The 16672-nt window shown below is 52.2% G+C and carries 18 protein-coding genes, 1 tRNA gene and 1 rRNA gene; 8 read left to right on the top strand and 12 right to left on the bottom strand.

Features of this window, described 5'->3' with window-relative positions; all coding sequences use genetic code 11:
* Window positions 1-144: 144 nt before the first annotated feature.
* Genes ABIK47_00390 through murJ form a run of 3 tightly spaced genes read right to left on the bottom strand, consistent with a single transcriptional unit; the run spans window position 145 to window position 3667 of the window.
* Window positions 145-1101, bottom strand: a complete 957-nt coding sequence (locus ABIK47_00390) for a PAC2 family protein (protein ID MEO0019088.1) — start codon at window positions 1099-1101, stop codon at window positions 145-147.
* A 24-nt stretch (window positions 1102-1125) separates the two neighbouring features.
* Entirely contained in the window at window positions 1126-2100 is a 975-nt protein-coding gene (locus ABIK47_00395; GenBank protein ID MEO0019089.1) for a DUF5009 domain-containing protein, read from the bottom strand.
* Entirely contained in the window at window positions 2051-3667 is a 1617-nt protein-coding gene (gene murJ / locus ABIK47_00400; protein MEO0019090.1) for a murein biosynthesis integral membrane protein MurJ, read from the bottom strand. Before murJ ends, ABIK47_00395 begins: the two co-directional genes overlap by 50 nt.
* A gap of 75 nt (window positions 3668-3742) precedes the next feature.
* Here murJ and ABIK47_00405 point away from each other — a divergent pair, with 75 nt between their 5' ends.
* Both ABIK47_00405 and ABIK47_00410 read left to right on the top strand, forming a co-directional pair.
* Complete coding sequence (locus tag ABIK47_00405; GenBank protein ID MEO0019091.1) at window positions 3743-4432, top strand: coenzyme F420-0:L-glutamate ligase; 690 nt, start codon at window positions 3743-3745, stop codon at window positions 4430-4432.
* A 126-nt stretch (window positions 4433-4558) separates the two neighbouring features.
* Entirely contained in the window at window positions 4559-5320 is a 762-nt protein-coding gene (locus ABIK47_00410) for a hypothetical protein (GenBank protein MEO0019092.1), read from the top strand.
* A 37-nt stretch (window positions 5321-5357) separates the two neighbouring features.
* Here ABIK47_00410 and ABIK47_00415 read toward each other — a convergent pair whose 3' ends face one another.
* Window positions 5358-5906, bottom strand: a complete 549-nt coding sequence (locus ABIK47_00415; protein MEO0019093.1) for a flavin reductase family protein — start codon at window positions 5904-5906, stop codon at window positions 5358-5360.
* A 141-nt stretch (window positions 5907-6047) separates the two neighbouring features.
* Here ABIK47_00415 and ABIK47_00420 point away from each other — a divergent pair, with 141 nt between their 5' ends.
* Window positions 6048-6863, top strand: coding sequence for a class I SAM-dependent methyltransferase (locus ABIK47_00420; protein ID MEO0019094.1), 816 nt, complete (start codon window positions 6048-6050; stop codon window positions 6861-6863).
* A gap of 20 nt (window positions 6864-6883) precedes the next feature.
* Here ABIK47_00420 and ABIK47_00425 read toward each other — a convergent pair whose 3' ends face one another.
* The 5 genes from ABIK47_00425 to ABIK47_00445 all read right to left on the bottom strand — a co-directional run bounded on the left by ABIK47_00425 (window position 6884) and on the right by ABIK47_00445 (window position 9547).
* On the bottom strand, window positions 6884-7519 hold the full coding sequence (locus tag ABIK47_00425; protein MEO0019095.1) for a hypothetical protein: 636 nt from the start codon (window positions 7517-7519) through the stop codon (window positions 6884-6886).
* A complete protein-coding gene (locus ABIK47_00430; protein MEO0019096.1) occupies window positions 7512-7760 on the bottom strand; it encodes a hypothetical protein in 249 nt (82 codons plus the stop codon). The genes ABIK47_00425 and ABIK47_00430 overlap by 8 nt, the downstream gene beginning before the upstream one ends.
* Before the next feature lie 73 nt (window positions 7761-7833).
* Window positions 7834-8598, bottom strand: a complete 765-nt coding sequence (locus tag ABIK47_00435; GenBank protein MEO0019097.1) for a hypothetical protein — start codon at window positions 8596-8598, stop codon at window positions 7834-7836.
* Window positions 8585-9154, bottom strand: a complete 570-nt coding sequence (locus ABIK47_00440; protein MEO0019098.1) for a sigma-70 family RNA polymerase sigma factor — start codon at window positions 9152-9154, stop codon at window positions 8585-8587. The genes ABIK47_00435 and ABIK47_00440 overlap by 14 nt, the downstream gene beginning before the upstream one ends.
* A 30-nt stretch (window positions 9155-9184) precedes the next feature.
* Window positions 9185-9547 carry a hypothetical protein gene (locus ABIK47_00445; protein ID MEO0019099.1) on the bottom strand — a complete coding sequence of 121 codons (363 nt, stop codon included), beginning with the start codon at window positions 9545-9547 and terminating at the stop codon, window positions 9185-9187.
* A 215-nt stretch (window positions 9548-9762) separates the two neighbouring features.
* Here ABIK47_00445 and ABIK47_00450 point away from each other — a divergent pair.
* The 5 genes from ABIK47_00450 to ABIK47_00470 all read left to right on the top strand — a co-directional run bounded on the left by ABIK47_00450 (window position 9763) and on the right by ABIK47_00470 (window position 13982).
* Window positions 9763-9836 (top strand) — tRNA-Val (locus ABIK47_00450).
* 121 nt (window positions 9837-9957) lie between these two features.
* Window positions 9958-10251, top strand: a complete 294-nt coding sequence (gene groES / locus ABIK47_00455; protein MEO0019100.1) for a co-chaperone GroES — start codon at window positions 9958-9960, stop codon at window positions 10249-10251.
* Between the two features lie 15 nt (window positions 10252-10266).
* Window positions 10267-11910, top strand: coding sequence for a chaperonin GroEL (gene groL, locus ABIK47_00460; protein ID MEO0019101.1), 1644 nt, complete (start codon window positions 10267-10269; stop codon window positions 11908-11910).
* A 66-nt stretch (window positions 11911-11976) separates the two neighbouring features.
* Window positions 11977-12231: a zinc ribbon domain-containing protein gene (locus tag ABIK47_00465; protein MEO0019102.1), complete on the top strand. Its 255-nt coding sequence runs from the start codon at window positions 11977-11979 to the stop codon at window positions 12229-12231.
* 216 nt (window positions 12232-12447) lie between these two features.
* Window positions 12448-13982: ribosomal RNA gene (locus ABIK47_00470) — 16S ribosomal RNA — on the top strand.
* Between the two features lie 97 nt (window positions 13983-14079).
* Here the strand turns inward: ABIK47_00470 and rsmG are convergent.
* From rsmG to ABIK47_00485, 3 genes are read right to left on the bottom strand one after another with little or no spacing between them, the layout of a single operon-like run.
* A complete protein-coding gene (gene rsmG, locus ABIK47_00475) occupies window positions 14080-14730 on the bottom strand; it encodes a 16S rRNA (guanine(527)-N(7))-methyltransferase RsmG (GenBank protein ID MEO0019103.1) in 651 nt (216 codons plus the stop codon).
* Window positions 14721-15686, bottom strand: a complete 966-nt coding sequence (locus tag ABIK47_00480; GenBank protein ID MEO0019104.1) for an HD domain-containing protein — start codon at window positions 15684-15686, stop codon at window positions 14721-14723. Before ABIK47_00480 ends, rsmG begins: the two co-directional genes overlap by 10 nt.
* A 9-nt stretch (window positions 15687-15695) precedes the next feature.
* Window positions 15696-16598 (bottom strand): PorV/PorQ family protein, encoded by a 903-nt coding sequence (locus ABIK47_00485; protein MEO0019105.1) that lies wholly within the window; start codon window positions 16596-16598, stop codon window positions 15696-15698.
* Window positions 16599-16672 lie beyond the last annotated feature (74 nt).

Consider the following 16672-nt stretch of genomic DNA (forward strand, 5'->3'; position numbering starts at 1 on the left):
TCTGGTGTCAAACACGGCTAAATCACATACTGGCTAAAGGTTAATGAGTTTTTAGTTTTTGGTTTATGGTTTTCAGGGCAGGTCCTCCCCACCACTACCCCTGTCGTTGCTGTCGGTGAGGTTTGATCAAGGCTCTTTTTGGTCTTAATCCTTTTTGCGTCTTTTGTCAAATAGGTCTAAAAATCTGTCCTCGTAGAGTTTGAAAAGACCCCACCGGTCAAGCTCTTCTTTGAGTTCCTTTGCCTTGGATATGTCCCTTTGCGCCTCCTCAAAGAGCCTTTCAATATGAGCCATCAGTTCATGGGGCTCGGGCGCCTCCCCGGTTTCAGGCTGCTCGCCCGGCTCCTGCTCAAGCCGGGACTCTGCCTGCTGACGCAACGCCTCCAGCGCCGCCGCAACCCGCCTCTCAAACTCACCCATCATCCGGTCCGCCTCCTTTATCCGCTCGTCAAGGTCGGTCATATCCACGCTGGTGTTGAGGATTTTGCAGAAGACCTCAATCACCGCCTTGGACGCCTTGGGGTTGGGCGCCTCAATCGCATACTGGGGCATCGTTGCGAGGAAACTGGCAGCCGGGATTGAGCGGGATTTGGCAAGACCCAAGAGGAGCCCGTTGAGTCCGGAGATTCTGCCCTCAGAAAGCGGCTCAATCCCAAGGCTGATAAAGCGCTGGCGGAGAATCTCGTCGGTGGCAACACCATAAACCTTGGGCGCCTGGCGATAACTCATCGGCAGGGCAAAGGCAGCACCGGTAAAGACAGTGCCAACACCCGACTCCTGGGCGATGTCCAAGAGTTCGCTGGCGATTTTCATCCCGGGCTCGCCGGAAATCTGCGCCTCACCCTCAAACACCAAAAGGGGGGGCTCACTCACATAGAACACCTGCTGCCTTGGGGGCAAGGGGATCCTGCCGATGCCGTTTTCAACCTCAATCGCATCCGGCAAAAAATAGGGAGTGGCATCAATCTCGGCATAAGGCTCACCCTTCAGTTTCACGCGCAGGTAACTGGCAGCAAGAATCCCGACATGACCCATCCCGGGCCAACAGGCAATCAAAATTGGTGCCTGAACCCTTTTTGTGCTGTAATACCTTATCGGCATATCTAAATATATTTTAGCAGGAAATTACAGTTTTAGCAACCAATTTCTTTTGTAGAGAAAAAGGGCACAAAGAAAGGTTAAAGAGTAGATGGTGCCGGCAAGGGCAATCATCACTAAAGGCTGGGGTGCGGGCAGGATTTGGGCAAAGATGGTGCCCAGAATACCTGAGAGCATATAGACAAAAAGCGGATTGACACCAAGGATGGCAAAATGGTTGAGCCGGATGCGCAAAAAGCGGTCAAGGAAAAGAAAGAGTGTCAAGCCAAGGCTGGCAAGACCGGTGGTAAAAAGGGTATAGGAAATGGTGGCAAGGGGCTTGGCAACTGGAACCGAGATTGATAATAAAACCCCGGTAAGGGAAAGAAGGATTCCGGTAAAAAGGGCGCGGGAAAAAGATTTGTGACCGGCACCAACAAAACTGGCAACAAGGATGACACCAGCCCAGGCAAAACCGCCAAAGATGCCGGCGAGACCGCCCTCCTCATTGGCTAAAAGCCAGTTTTCGTAGCCAAAATAGAGATGCGCCTGATGAAGCCCGAAAAGAAAAATGCCACAAATGAGCCGGGATACAGGGGGAAGGAATGAAAAGGGAAGTGAGATTAGCCCGGCAAGACCGATTGACTGGAGAACCGACCAGTTCGTGAAAACCGGTTGCCCGAGGAGGAGATTGCCGGCGATGCCGAAGAGAATCAGAAGGAGATAGCGTTTGAGAAAGTGAAGGGTGGTTTTTAGGGTGCCCTTTTGCTCAAGCCGGCGCTTTAATGAGCCGGGCAAGACCAGACCAAGGATGAAAAGAAAAAAGGGGAAGCCGAGGTCAACAACTGTTATCCCTTTTAAGGGCTGGGCATGATGAAGCCAAAATGGTGCGGTCTGGACCTGACCAAAGTAATTGGCGATGACCATCAGGGCAAGCAAAACACCACGGAAGGTGTCAATCGCCCGGTCCCGCTCAGGTCTTTCCGGTGTTGTTGCTGCGGCTAAAGAGGCTGCTGACTGCATCCTTTATCTCCTCAACTTTTAATATTCGGGCAAAGAGATAATAACACACAAGACCCGCACCACCGGCAAGGAAAATCTCAAGGATTTGAATGATGAGACCTTCAGGCGCGATAAGACGCTCAAAGAGATAACTGATGAGGAGGGCAACAAGACCGGAGAGGAGCGCGGCAATCAGGGTGCGGAGGAATACCGAAACGAGCCGGCGGTTATAAATATCGGGCTGACGACGGTAAAGGAGCAAAAAGAGCAAGGAAAAGTTTAAGAGTTGGGTGAAGGAGGCGGCAAGGGGAAATGAGCGAAAGCCGATAAAACGCATCAGGGTGAGGTTGATGAGGATGTTGAGGCTGACAACAACGAGCGCAATCAGTGCCGGTGTCTTCGTGTTGCCAAGGGCATAAAACCCGGCAGCGCAGTTTCTTGTTGCCGCTGCGGGCCAGACACCAAGGGCATAAAGGGCAAGCGCCTGAGCGGTCAAATGGGTGTCAATGGAGGTAAAGCGCCCGTGCTGGTAGATTAGCCTCACCACCGGCACCGACAGAACCAGCAGGAGAACCGCTGCCGGCAAAGTGAGGACCGAGACCAGATTCAGACCATGGGCGAACTGCTCCTGGTCAATCCTTTCATTAGCGGTATGGGCAAACTGGGCAAGCGCAACCGTGCCAATCGCCACCCCAAAAAGCCCGGCAGGCAAATGTTGAATCCGATAGGCATAACTCACATAGGTTACCGAACCAACCGGCAGAAATGTCAGAAGAAAGGTGTTGACTAAAAAGTTCACCTGCCAGGTGGCAAGCCCGAAGACCATCGGCAACCAGCGAAAAAAGACCTGGTGCAGATGCGGGTCTTTGAAATCAAGGACAGGGGCGTAGCGGAAACCAAAGGAGTGCAAACGGGGCATCTGAACAAGGAACTGAAACAATGCGCCCAAGGTGACACCATAAGCCATACCCAAAATCGGGTGATAGCCCTGAGCGGTGAAAAGGGCATAGGTGGCAAGCGGAAAAACTGCGGAAAGGATGTTGAAAACCGCGGGCGCGAGCGCGGGAATAAAGAAACTGCCACAGGCATTAAGGATTCCCATCGCCCAGGCGGCAAGGCCAACAAAGAGCAGAAAGGGAAACATAATCCTTGTCAGGGTGATGGTCAGCGTTAGTTTTTCCGGGTCAGGACGGAAACCCCAGGCAACAACCCTGACAATAAAAGGGGCAAAGATGATGCCTAATAGGACAAGGATGCTGATGATGAGAAGAATCGTATTGAACATATTGGCGGCAAAGCGCCAGGTCTTCTTCTCATCGCCCTCACGGATGCTGGTGACAAATGTGGGCACAAATGCGGCAGAAAGCGCACTCTCGGCAAAAAGGTCACGGAAGAAGTTGGGGATGCGGAAGGCAACATTAAAGGCATCGGTTGCCAGCCCCGCACCAAACAGATAGGCAAATACCGACTCGCGCACCACCCCCAAGAGCCGGGAAATCAGGGTTCCAAGGGTAAAAAGACCGACCCTTCTGGTAAAACCGGAACGGGAAGCCTCGGTAGTTGGCTGGGAACTTTTTCTTGGTGCCACGAGCGAGTATAAAAACGGCAAGGGCAATAGTCAAAAGGGTGTTGATTTCATTTGCCTAATTGCTAAATTCAACCTATGCCAAAACCCAAGCCGAGAATAATTGAAACCCAAAAAGGTCAGATTGAACGCATCTGGGTCAAAACCCATATCTTGAACAAGGGTGATGACCTGATTGGTGAGGTCAAGCGGTATGCCGGCTCACTTTTAAAGCCGGGTGATATTCTAACAATTGCCGAAAGCCCGGTTGCCGCAGTTCAGGGAAGGGCGATTCCAATAAGCGAAATCAAGCCCGGATTCTGGGCAAACATCCTCTGGCGGTTTGTGAAAAAGGTGCCCTACGGCATCGGTCTGCGCTCGCCCTGGTCAATGCAGTGCGCGATTGACGAGGTCGGCTTGCCAAGGATTCTGCGTGCCGCGATTGCCGGGTTCTGGGGCAAAATCAGGGGCAGAAGCGGCGACTTTTACCGGGTTGCGGGCAAACAGGCGGCGATGATTGATGCCGCGCACACATCAGGGGTAAAGGAGTTTTATGAGTGTGTGATATTGGGTCCGAAGGACCCGGATGGCGTTGCCCAGGAACTGGCAGTTGCGCTTGGCTGTCCGGTGGCGGTTGTTGATGCCAATGACATCTTCGGCTGCACGGTTGTTGGCGCCTCTGAGGGGCTGGATATTGCGCTGGTTGAGGAGGCGATGCGCGACAACCCCGCAGGTCAGGGTGATGAACTTACCCCTATCATCATCCTCCGCCCGGTAAAGGTCTCCTGACCCCTTGTTCATACTTGACTTTATCAGAAAAAACGGTATATTAAGATAAGTAAACAACTTTGGGCTGAATAAAATTATATTTAGGGCATCGGTGAATGGTGTTGTTAAAAGTTTCAGGAGGCAATAATGACACCTGACCTCTATATGAGGTTTGTGTTAAAAAAGTATGAGTATTCCGTGGAAGGGGAAGCCCAGGCTAAGACCGCAATCACCGAACTGCAGGCGCTACTAAAAAAATGGGCTGGCCACTACCTTATCACCATTGAACCAACCGGCTCCTATGCCAAGGGTACAAGGATAAAAGGTGGGACAGACCTTGACCTTCTAATCTCATTAGGTCCGCGAACACCCTTTGAGATGCCAAAAATCTACGAACACTTATTCGGCTGGCTGAAGAAACAGGGGTTTGAGCCCGTGCGCCAAAATATCTCGGTGGGGGTGAGATACAAGGGTCTGGCGGTTGACCTGATCCCGGCAAAGCAGGAGTGGGGTGTGAGCAACAATCACTACATCTTTGAAACCGCCCGCAATCGCACCACCCGCACCAATTTCACCACCCATACCGAACTCGTCCGTAACTCGGGCTGGGCTAATGAGATCAAGGCGCTGAAAATCTGGCGGACCGTGCGGGAGTTGCGTTTCCCATCCTTCTGTCTGGAACTGGTGGTGATTGATGCCCTGCGGAATCGCCCCAAAGGGCTCCTGGTGGGCAATTTTGAGAAGCTCCTTGCCTATCTGCGCGACATCTTTCCGGGTGCGCCCTTTCGAGACCCGGCAAACCTTGAAAACATCGTCTCCGACGACCTGCTTGAGCACGAAAAACTGGCGATTGCCGACGCTGCTGCCGAAAGCCTGCGGGAGAAGGACTGGGCAAGGATTATCTGGTAGCGTCTGCCGACACCCGTTAATATAAGTTGGCTGGGGTTTATTTTACCTCTTTTGCCGGACAGGATTTCATAAACCAACTGCCACCAAGATGGTAAATCAGTCCTGCCGTTTCGGTATCCCAGACACCGTTATGGAAAAGCCCCTCTTCTGCCTCGGCATAAACAACCTCCCCAAAGAAAAGGATATGGTCGCCAATCTCGGTTTTATCAATCACGGCGCACTCAATCGCACCGATACACTCCTTGATCTTGGGCGCCTTTAACAGTTTTACCGCCTTTTCCGCGGTCAGTTTTGCCTCCTTGAACTTGTCAACATCCCGGCCCGAATGGGTCCCGCAGTAGAGCATCGCCTCCAAAAGCTTCCAGTCCGGAATATTGACAATAAACTCGCCGGAGCGGGTAATCAGTTCTGCAGAAAAGCGGGTCTTGCCCACCGCAATGGCAAGCGCTGGTGGTTTGATTGAGACCGGGCAGTGCCAGGCGATGGTGATGATGCTATTTTTATCCTTATAGGCAGAGGATACCAAAATGACATTGCCGGAGTTTATCAGCCGGTTTGCCTGTGAAATCGGGACTAAAACCTTCATACTTTATTTATAGAAAAATCTTGGCTGCTGTCAAACATTTTGGCTTGCCTTGGCATTTTTTCTTGACAATCCATCCGGGTCGCTGATAATTATTTAACGCAGCGGTAGCGGTAATTATTGGGATAAAGGCAGCTGAAGACGATGATAAAAGTATCTCACCATTTTGCGAGAATCGCCCCGGTCTACCGCCAGGTAAGAACAACCGATTTAGAGCCGATTGTTTTTATTAAAAAGAAACTTCGCCGAAGAAAAAAGATGGTTGGTGCCGATGTTGGCTGCGGTGCCGGACGCTATACCCTGAAACTGTTGCAACACTGCGGCAAGCGACTGTTTCTTTACTGCATTGACGCCAGTTCGGCAATGTTAAGGGAGTTGGAGGACTACTTAAAGAAAAACGGGATGAAAAATTTTCAGCCGCTGAGGAGAGTCATTGGCAAAATTCCGCTTGCTGACAATACCCTTGACTGCATTTTTACCTTCAATGCCATCCATCATCTTCCGGCATCCTTGTTTTTCAGCGAGTCCTCCCGAACTCTCAAACCCAACGGCTATCTGTTTATCTACACCCGGCTGCGAAGCCAGAACCGAACTAACATCTGGGGCAGGTATTTCCCTTATTTTTACCAAAAGGAAACCCGCTTATTCAGCCTCAACAAAATAAAGACACTAATCAGACAAACACCGGGGCTGAGGATGGAGTCAATTCAATATTTCTCCTATTACCGCACCGCTTCGCTTGACTGGCTGCTAACCCAGGCAAAAAGACGCCACTACTCCACCTTCTGTCTTTACACCCGGGATGAGTTCAAACGGGGATTGGTCCAATTCAAGGAGAACATCCGGCGTCGTTTTCCAGACCTGAATAAAATCAACTGGCTGGATGAAAACACCCTATTGGTAATCAGAAAACAAGGCCGAGTGAAGACAAATAAACAAATATTATTGCCCATTTCCTGACCGTTTGCCCAATTACCGGTTCAGGTCAGGAGATATTTTTCAAACTCTGGGATATTTTTGATAAAGAAACCTTTAACCTCATTCCAGTTAAACGGTAGTAGCGTGGCTATTTCCGGTTCTTTGTCCGCATCCTCAAAGTAAACCAGGCTTTTTAGAATGTGATAGTAGTTGATGTCAGTGCCGGCAAAGCGGTTCTTTAAAAACCCGACTCCCTGCTCAATGGTTAGCTGTTTAATTACAAAACAGGCGTAGATGTCATAGAAATCCTTGCGGCTGCCACGCTGGGATAAGGTCTTGAATTTCTCTGCCATAATGTCTCGCCAGTCGGCAACCGAAATCTTTTTTAATTTCAGTAACGGCAGGGTGAGTGGCACCGGATAATGAATAAATGAAACCTTGATGGCGTTTATTTCGCAGTAAAGCGTGCCGGCGCTGATATGGTTCTCCCGGTAATGGAATTTTTCCCCCAGATAATGGGCAAGTTCACCAGGCAGGAACTTTTCCGGCGTGAAGAAATCTAAGTCTTCTGACCGGCGGTGTCCGAGCTGCAATGCCAGACCGCCGCCACTGGCAAGGTAAAAGTTCAACCGGGTCAACTCATCGTTGAAAATGTCAATCAACTTGAGAGCGGGCTCAGCAAGGCAGTTTTCAAACACTCTTCAATTGATAATAGTGCATCCAGAATGCCCGGGTTTTTCTTGACAGCCCCTTTTGAGCCATAACCACATCTTTTATCAGCGCATCCGGATAGGTTTGACGCAGCCATTTGACCGCCTGCTCATCGCCAAAATCCAGGACCCGGCGGATGATATAGCGGGCGTGATGATTAATATCCACCCGGTCCTTTTTAACATCCCAGAAAAGCCGGGTAATGTAATCGGGTATGATAGGCTTCACAATATATTATAGCCCGAAATTCGGATTGGTGCAAATTCAGATTTGACGAACGGGAACAAAAGGTTATTCTGCTTTAATCACTCTGATGAGTTTTGCCAATGATTCTGTCAATAATTTCCGATTTGGTGGTGTATTCCGGGTAGCGGCGATAGACATAGCGGAGGAGTTGGGTTAAGGGGAGTGAGCCGAACTGGGCTTTGATGATTTTCAGCCCCGCCGCAAGGTTTTTCTTTTTACGGCTGGCAATCTGAAAAAGGGCGCGGGCAAAGCGCCTGCCTCTGGGTGTGAGTTCAAAGAGCAGTTGCCCGGCATCAAGCCTTTCCGCGGTTTTGACTCCAGAGTTGAGCGCGGTCAGGAGTTTTATCGTCTCGGCATCGGTCTTGACCACCGGCATCCCTGCCGGGTCAATCTCATAGCAGCGCAGGAGTTTTGCCTGCATAAGAATCTCCAAATCGTCGTAAAGTTCTGGTGAGAACGGTCCAAGTTTGTATGGGGCAAATTGGTATGGTTTTCTGATGAGTTTTCCGAGATTGAGTTCCTTTAAGGCGATAAAGAGGAGTTTGGTGATTCTCGTCATCCCCAGGAGCGGTTCAGCGTATCTTTGGGTTCTGCCCGGGGCATAAAGGAGGAGGAGTAAAAGGTCTTTGCGGTCAGTAAGGCGCAATGCCTTTGGGTTTTCTTCAAACCTTTTCAGGCGCAAAATGAGCCTTTTTTGCGCGGGCTCCTGCAGCCTTGCCTTCACCCTAACAAAAAGTTTTTCCTTGTCTATTGCTTCAACCTTTTGTCCAATATGCTCCCTTGCCTTGGCAAGGATAAGGTCAAGTTCACTTTCCCTCATTCTGCCTCCTTTCCTTTAATCTTCGCAGCCGGTTTTTCGCCCGATTAATCCTCATCCCTGCTGCCGGAACTGAAATCTTTAACACATCGGCAACCTCGGGCAAATCCATCTCCATAATGTAGCGCAAGATGAGCGCCCTGCGCTCCTTTTTGGGCAGGCGTTTCAGGTCAGCAAAGAGTTGCTTGATTTCCCTTTCCGGCTCCTTTTCCTTTTCCAGGCTCTCACTCTGAACCGCATCCGGGTTTATCCCCTCAATCGGAACGGTCTTGGGTTCACAGGAATGTCGGCGGTGGTGTTTTGAGATTCTGTTCAAACAGAGCCTTAAAAGCCAGGAGGAAAGTTTTGCCTCACCGCGAAAGTTTTTAATCCCTTTGGCGGCATCAGTAAAGGTCTCAATTGCCGCATCCTCGGCTTCAGAGGTGTCGTCAAGATGGGCAAGGCATAGTTTCATTACCAGGCGCCAGTAGCGGTCAAAAAAGGTTTCAAATGCGCCCGGTGCCCCGGATTTGAGCAGGGCGATGAGCTCCTTGTCCGGGTCGGGTCTTTTTTCTCTCACCGGTTTATCATATTCAGGCATAACTCAAAATCAACCGGCTCTGAGCGCGGAGAGCACCCTTTGCTGAATTGCCAGCAAAACCTCAGGCTCAAGCCCCTTTTCCTGCCAAAAGGACCGCACCCGGTCAAGTTCGTTGTTAAGGGTCTTGGCGCCAAACCTGCGGAATTTTGCCCAGACCTGCCTGCCGAAGTTGAGGTAGTGAAGCCGGTATAATGGGTTGATGTTCATTGAGTTAATAACTGTAAGTGTCGCATTATCAACAATTTGCTGGTAGCGTCGGGCATCGGCATAATGGGCTATCATCAAAGGCTTCAATACCCTTTGCAAATCCTTAGGCAGGGACTTGCCCGCCTTTTTTGCATACCTTTTCACTGCGCTATCATTTGCTTCCATAAAAATCTCCTTTCTTTCCTCTATCCATTAAGAGCCAGAAAACAACAAAAATTAACGCAGGAATTTCATAAATTTTGGGAAATTTTATATAAGATAATTTTTATCAAATAGTTAGGAACTTAACCCTGATTTAAAAAATTTTCAAGGGCAGGTCCTCCCCACCCTCACGGTGATAGTTTGACACCCGGTGTTTTTCCCGGTATAATCTTAAGGAAGGGCGATTAGCTCAGTTGGCGAGAGCGCCTCCCTTACAAGGAGGAGGTCACCTGTTCAATTCAGGTATCGCCCACTTCTGAAACCTTTTTTAAAATCCGGTTGTCTAATAACAGGAGGGGGTAGGGATGGGAATGTGAGGACTTTGCGATTATAAAAGTTATTAAAAACTGGCAGAGTTCTAAAAAGGAGGAGCGATGAAGATTAAACCTTTACAGGATAGAATCCTGGTTGAAAGAGTTGAGGAAGAGGTGAAAAAGGGCGGGATTATCATTCCCGACACCGCCAAGGAAAAGCCGCAACAGGGAAAGGTGATTGCGGTTGGTCCTGGTCGGATTGACGAGAAGGGTAACCGGATTCCGATGGAGGTGAAGAAGGGCGACTACATCCTGTTCGGCAAGTATTCCGGCAATGAGATTCGGATTGGCGATGAGGAGTATCTGATTATGCGCGAGGACGATGTCCTGGCGATTATTGAGAAGGAAAAATAAAAAGGAGGAGTGAAAATGGCAGCAAAACAGTTAAGATTTGAGGAAGAGGCACGAAGGGCAATCCTGCGGGGTGCCGAGCAGCTGGCACACGCGGTCAAGGTCACCCTTGGTCCGCGCGGGCACAATGTCTTAATTGACAAGAAGTGGGGTGCGCCCACCGTGACCAAGGATGGCGTGACCGTTGCCAAGGAGATTGAACTTGAGGACAAGTTTGAGAATATGGGCGCCCAGATGATTAAGGAGGTGGCGTCCAAGACCTCGGATGTTGCCGGCGACGGCACCACCACCGCCACCATCCTCGCCGAGGCAATCTACCGCGAAGGTCTGAAGAATGTCACCGCCGGTGCCAACTCGATGGCGCTGAAGCGGGGCATTGACAAGGCGGTAGAGGCGGCGGTTGCCGAGCTCAAGCGCATCTCCAAGAAGACCGCGGGCAGGGATGAGATTGAGCAGGTTGCCACCATCTCCGCCAACAACGACAAGGAGATTGGCAAACTGATTGCCGATGCGATGGAGAAGGTGGGCAAGGAGGGCGTCATCACCGTTGAGGAGGCAAAGGCGGTTGAAACCACCCTGGAGGTGGTTGAAGGTATGCAGTTCGACCGCGGCTACCTCTCGCCCTACTTTGCCCTTGAGCCGGGCACAACCTCGCCCCAGAACCAGAAGATGGAGGCAATCCTTGAGGATGCCTTTGTCCTCTTGTATGAGAAAAAGATCTCCTCAATGAGGGACCTCTTGCCCATCCTCGAGAAGGTGGCGCAAAGGGGCAAGCCCATCCTCGTGATTGCCGAAGAGGTTGAGGGCGAGGCGCTTGCCGGGCTGGTGGTCAACCACATCAAGGGCACCCTCCGCTGCTGTGCGGTCAAGGCGCCGGGCTATGGCGACCGCAGAAGGGCGATGATGGAGGATATTGCGATTCTCACCGGCGGACGGCTCATCTCCGAGGATTTGGGAATCAAACTGGAGAATGTCCAGATTTCCGACCTCGGCATTGCCAAGCGGGTGGTGATTGACAAGGAGAACACGACGATTGTTGAGGGTGCGGGCAAGAAGGCTGACATTCAGGCGCGCATCGAGCAGATTCGCAAGCAGATTGAGGAGACCAAGTCCGACTACGACCGCGAGAAACTGCAGGAGCGCCTGGCAAAACTTGCCGGCGGTGTTGCGGTTATCAATGTGGGCGCCGCCACCGAGGTGGAGATGAAGGCGAAGAAGGCGCTGGTTGAGGATGCGCTCCATGCCACCAGGGCTGCGGTGGAGGAGGGTGTTGTTCCTGGCGGTGGTGTCGCCCTGGTGCGGTGCATACCCGCGCTGGAGAAACTGAAACTGGAGGGCGACGAGCAGATTGGTGTCAACATCGTCAAGCGGGCGCTGGAGGAGCCGATTCGGCAACTGGCGGAGAACGCCGGGGTTGACGGCTCCATCGTCTTCAACCGCGTCAAAGAGGGTAAGGACGATTTCGGCTTCAACTGCGAGACGCTTGAATACGGCAAGATGTTTGATATGGGCATCATCGACCCGACCAAGGTGACGCGGGTGGCGCTGCAGAATGCGGCAAGCGTTGCCGGTCTGATGATTACCACCGAATGCGCGATCACCGAACTCCCAGAAAAGGAGAAGACACCACCAACCCCGGGCGGTTACGGCGGTGAATACTAATTGCGCAACGACCTGGGAGCGCCCTTTGCGGGCGCTCCCGGATTTTAATCGGGGGACAAGATAAAAATGCCAACCTACGAATACCACTGTCGAAGATGCGGACACAGATTCAGCCTTTTTCAGTCCATTACCGCCAAACCTGTCAAGGACTGCCCGAAGTGTAAGTCAAGGGGTTCGGTGGAGCGGCTCATCTCCGGTGGCGCGGGGCTCATCTTCAAAGGCTCGGGATTCTACATCACCGATTACAAGCAAAAGCCCGCACCAACCGGCGAAAAAAGTTCGGAGGGAACCAGGAAGGGAAGCGATGATAAAAAAGGGTAACGACCCCCTAAAGCCACATGTGCCAAATTGTTTTAGCACATTTTTTTAAGTTTGATTATTTCAATAACTTATATATTTACAAATTCATTAAAGAAGATAATTGACAAGGGTGTTCTCTTTTTGTAATATATAGTTACAGAGATAGTGCTCTTTGATAATTCGGATGTAACCCAAAGCGTGCTCGGGTTGTGCCAAGTCATTTCCTTCTAAGCTTTTCGCTTGGAGGGTTTGATCCTGGCTCAGGACTAGCGCTGGCGGTGTGTCTTAGACATGCAAGTCGAGCGGAGCGCAATGTGGTAGCAATACCGTATTGCGCTTAGCGGCAAACGGGTGAGTAATACAAGGGTAACCAACCCCAAGGAGGAGCATAACCTGTCGAAAGACGGGCTAATTCTCCATAGTCTGCCTGGATGGCATCATTCGGGTAGTAAAGGTGCCGCAAGGTGCCGCCTTGGGACGGGCCCTTGGCCTATCAGCTTGATGGCGGGGTAAAAGCCCACCATGGCTAAGACGGGTAGCTGGCGTGAGAGCGTGACCAGCCACAGGGGAACTGAGACACGGTCCCCACTCCTACGGGAGGCAGCAGTCTAGAAATTTGGGCAATGGGCGAAAGCCTGACCCAGCGACACCGCGTGGAGGATGAAGTCCTTCGGGATGTAAACTCCTGTCAGGGGGAACGATGCCCCGATTATATCGGGGTGACGGTACTCCCAGAGGAAGCCCCGGCTAACTACGTGCCAGCAGCCGCGGTAATACGTAGGGGGCAAGCGCTGTCCGGATTCACTGGGCGTAAAGGGTGTGTAGGCGGGCTGGCGTGTCGATGGTGAAAGCCCTCCGCTCAACGGAGGAACTGCTGTCGAAACTACCAGCCTTGAGGGCAGGAGAGGGAGCCGGAACTTCCGGTGTAGCGGTAAAATGCGTGGATATCGGAAGGAACGCCGATGGCGAAGGCAGGCTCCTGGAATGCACCTGACGCTGAAACACGAAAGCTAGGGGAGCAAACAGGATTAGATACCCTGGTAGTCCTAGCCGTAAACGATGCACACTGGGCGTGGGTCAACTGGCCCGTGCCGTAGCTAACGCGTTAAGTGTGCCGCCTGGGGACTACGGCCGCAAGGTTGAAACTCAAAGGAATTGACGGGGACCCGCACAAGCGGTGGAGGATGTGGTTTAATTCGATGCTACGCGAAGAACCTTACCTGGGTTTGACATGCCGGTGGTAGCGACCCGAAAGGGAAGCGACCCGGGATTTTCTCGGGAGCCGGCACAGGTGCTGCATGGCTGTCGTCAGCTCGTGCCGTGAGGTGTATGGTTAAGTCCCACAACGAGCGCAACCCCTGCCCTTAGTTGCTAACCCGCAAGGGTGCACTCTAAGGGGACTGCCTCCGTCAAGGAGGAGGAAGGTGGGGATGACGTCAAGTCAGCATGGCCTTTATGCCCAGGGCTACACACGTCCTACAGTGGCCGTTACAATGGGTTGCGACGTCGCGAGGCGGAGCCAATCCCATAAAAGCGGCCATGGTTCGGATTGTAGGCTGCAACTCGCCTACATGAAGATGGAATCGCTAGTAATCGCAGATCAGCATGCTGCGGTGAATACGTTCCCGGGTCTTGTACACACCGCCCGTCACGCCATGGGAGCCGGCAATACCTGAAGTCCCTCTTATCGAGGGCCCAAGGTAGGGCTGGTGACTGGGGCGAAGTCGTAACAAGGTAGCCGTACGGGAACGTGCGGCTGGATCACCTCCTTTCTACGAGTTTTGCACGACCCGGGCACGCTTTAAATGTGTTACATCCGCTATAATGTATCACAAAAGTGGAAGGCCTTGGGGTGGAGGCCTTCTCTTTTTATGTTGTTATTATGACAAAATGGCGGGTGATTTCAGTGAATGGCAGGCTGATTGACTCGGTTCTGAGCCAGCGCAGGTTGAATCTGTCAATGATTTTTGCCGCTGATTTCAGCTCCGCTTCCCAGTTTAAAGACTTGTAAAGGATGAGCAGACCACCGGGTTTGAGATGGAAACGACAGTAGCGAAGAGTGCGGTCAAGTGCAGAGGTCAGCCGGCTCAAAAGGATATCGCACCCAAGCGGTGATAGCGCTTCCGCGCGTCCGGCAATAAGCTCAGTGTTTTTCAAGCCGAGTTCGCTCACCGCCGCTTCGAGGAACCGGCACTTCTTTTTAATGGATTCAATCAAGGTCATATTGATATCCGGACGGACAATGGCGAGCGGGATGCCAGGAAGACCGGCGCCCGAGCCGATATCAGCACAACGGGCTCCATGAGGAATGAACCGGCACGCAGCAAGTGAGTCGATGATGTGATAGGTGAGGATGCGGTCGATGTCCTTGCGGGAGACAAGGTTGATTTTTTTATTCCACTCTTCAATGAGACAGGCGTATTGCTGGAGAGATTGGTAAATTGCCGGGGTCAGATTGACACCGAGAACCTGACAGGCTTGGGCAAAGGTGTTAAAATCAGGCTGGTGCCTTACTGGCACGGGTGGTTATCGCCCTGATTCTGGATGAAGATGTCGGTGTCAAGGTAGTCGTTGAACTCGGTCCAACGGACACCTTTGTTTTTTGCCATCGCCTCGCGGAATATCGCCAGGCGGGAGTCAAGGTAGTCAAGGGAAAAGACCAAAAAGGCTTCGGGAAACTTCGGGATCTTGGGCGCGCCGAACTCATGCTCGCCGTGATGGGCAAGGATGATGTGGAGAACCATCTTTGCCAGGTCTTGCGGAAAGCCATCAATCCTCGCAATCTTTTCGGCAACCATCTGATAGCCAAGGACAATGTGACCGATGAGTTTGCCTTCGTCGGTGTGGTCAAGCGCCTGTTCGCAGGTGTATTCCCGCACCTTGCCGATGTCGTGGAGGATGACACCGGTGAGCAGTAAGTCCGGGTCAATCTCCGGATAAATCTCAGGGAGTTTAAATGCCTGGCGGCACATCATCACCGTATGCTCCAAAAGCCCGCCGAGCCAGGCGTGGTGAACCCGGACCGCTGCCGGGGCAAGGGCAAACTGTTCAGAGAAATTCGGGTCAGCAAAAAAGGAGTCAAGCAACGCCCGCAGGTAGGGGTTTTTAATCCCGCGAATATAGCCAAGGAGTTCGTTCAAAAGTTCGGTGCGGTTGAAGGTGGAGACGGGAATAAAATCGCTGCGGGAAATCTGCACCGGCTCAACCGGGAAAACCGCATTCACCGTAATCTGGAGTCTGCCCTGATAGTCACTAACCTTGCCCTGAATATGGCAGAAGGAGCCGTCGCCGATGTAGTTGAGCCCGTCCTCAATTTTGTCCCACATTATCGCGGGCATTGCCCCGGTGCGGTCGCGGATTTCAAAGGTGAGGAACTGCCCCCCGTCGCGGCGGTCCTTTAGGTCGCGGCGGCTGCAGTAAAAGACATCGTTGACCAAAGCGCCCGCCTTCAGGTCCTTGACAAACTGCCGTTTCATCAGCCCTTTTTACAGGCTCAAACCAAGGCTGAGCCGGTGGGAGAGCCCCAGCCGCCCCATCGGCACAAAGGAGTAGTCAATCTGATAGCGCTGGTAGCGCACACCCAGACCAAGGGTAAAGCCGGCAAAGATGTCACCGCCGCTGCCTTCCCACCAGTCAATACCAAGCGAGTTGTAACCCCCGCGCAGCACCAGGTACTGATTGAGCCAGCCCTCAGCACCGAGGCGGATGTTAAAGCGGTTGTCAAGCGGCTTGTTGATACCGAGGTTGAGGTTGAACGCCGGCACCGGCTCCCAGGCAGCACCAAGCCCGAACTCAATCGGCATCGGGTCCCGGCTGTCACCAAAGGGCTTGATTTGCAGACCGAGGTTGTGGGCGTGAAGACCGAGCCGGATGTTTTGCAGCGGCAGCTCATAACCGACACCGAGGTTGAGCGCAAGCCCGAGCGAGTAGAAGGAGTCAATACCACCGTAAAGACCGGCAAGACCGGCGCCGAGCAATACCCCTTGACCAACCCGCATAGCCCCGGCGATGTTTAGGTCGGCAAACGAGGCGCCGAAATAGCCCAGTTCATCACCCTGCTCATTGGTTCGCTTCATTGTGCCCGAGTTGAGGTAGTAGACACCGACACCAACACCGATGTCAAAATTGACCGGCTGGGAATAGCCAACCGCACCGGCATGGATTCCTGCCGGATAGTTGACATAACTGAACTGTGCGGCTGACGACCGGTTTTTCAGGAGGTTGATCGGGCTGTAGTAAAAGGAGAATGCGCCCTCGGCGTTCGCGCTGGAAGCGCCGGCAAGCCCTGCCTCCCGTGCCGTAGGGATGATGCGCAGAAAATCAAACCCGGCTGTGCCCGCATTCGGGTCAAAGGCAAAGAGGTGGAAAATGATAATGAAAACGTTCACCTTAATAAGTTAACCCATACAACCGCCTCCTGTCAAGTTAATACTGACGGAAACTATTGCCAAATCTTTTGCCC

Source organism: candidate division WOR-3 bacterium (assembly GCA_039801245.1).
GTDB lineage: Bacteria > Hydrothermota > Tepidihabitantia > Tepidihabitantales > Tepidihabitantaceae > JAOABP01.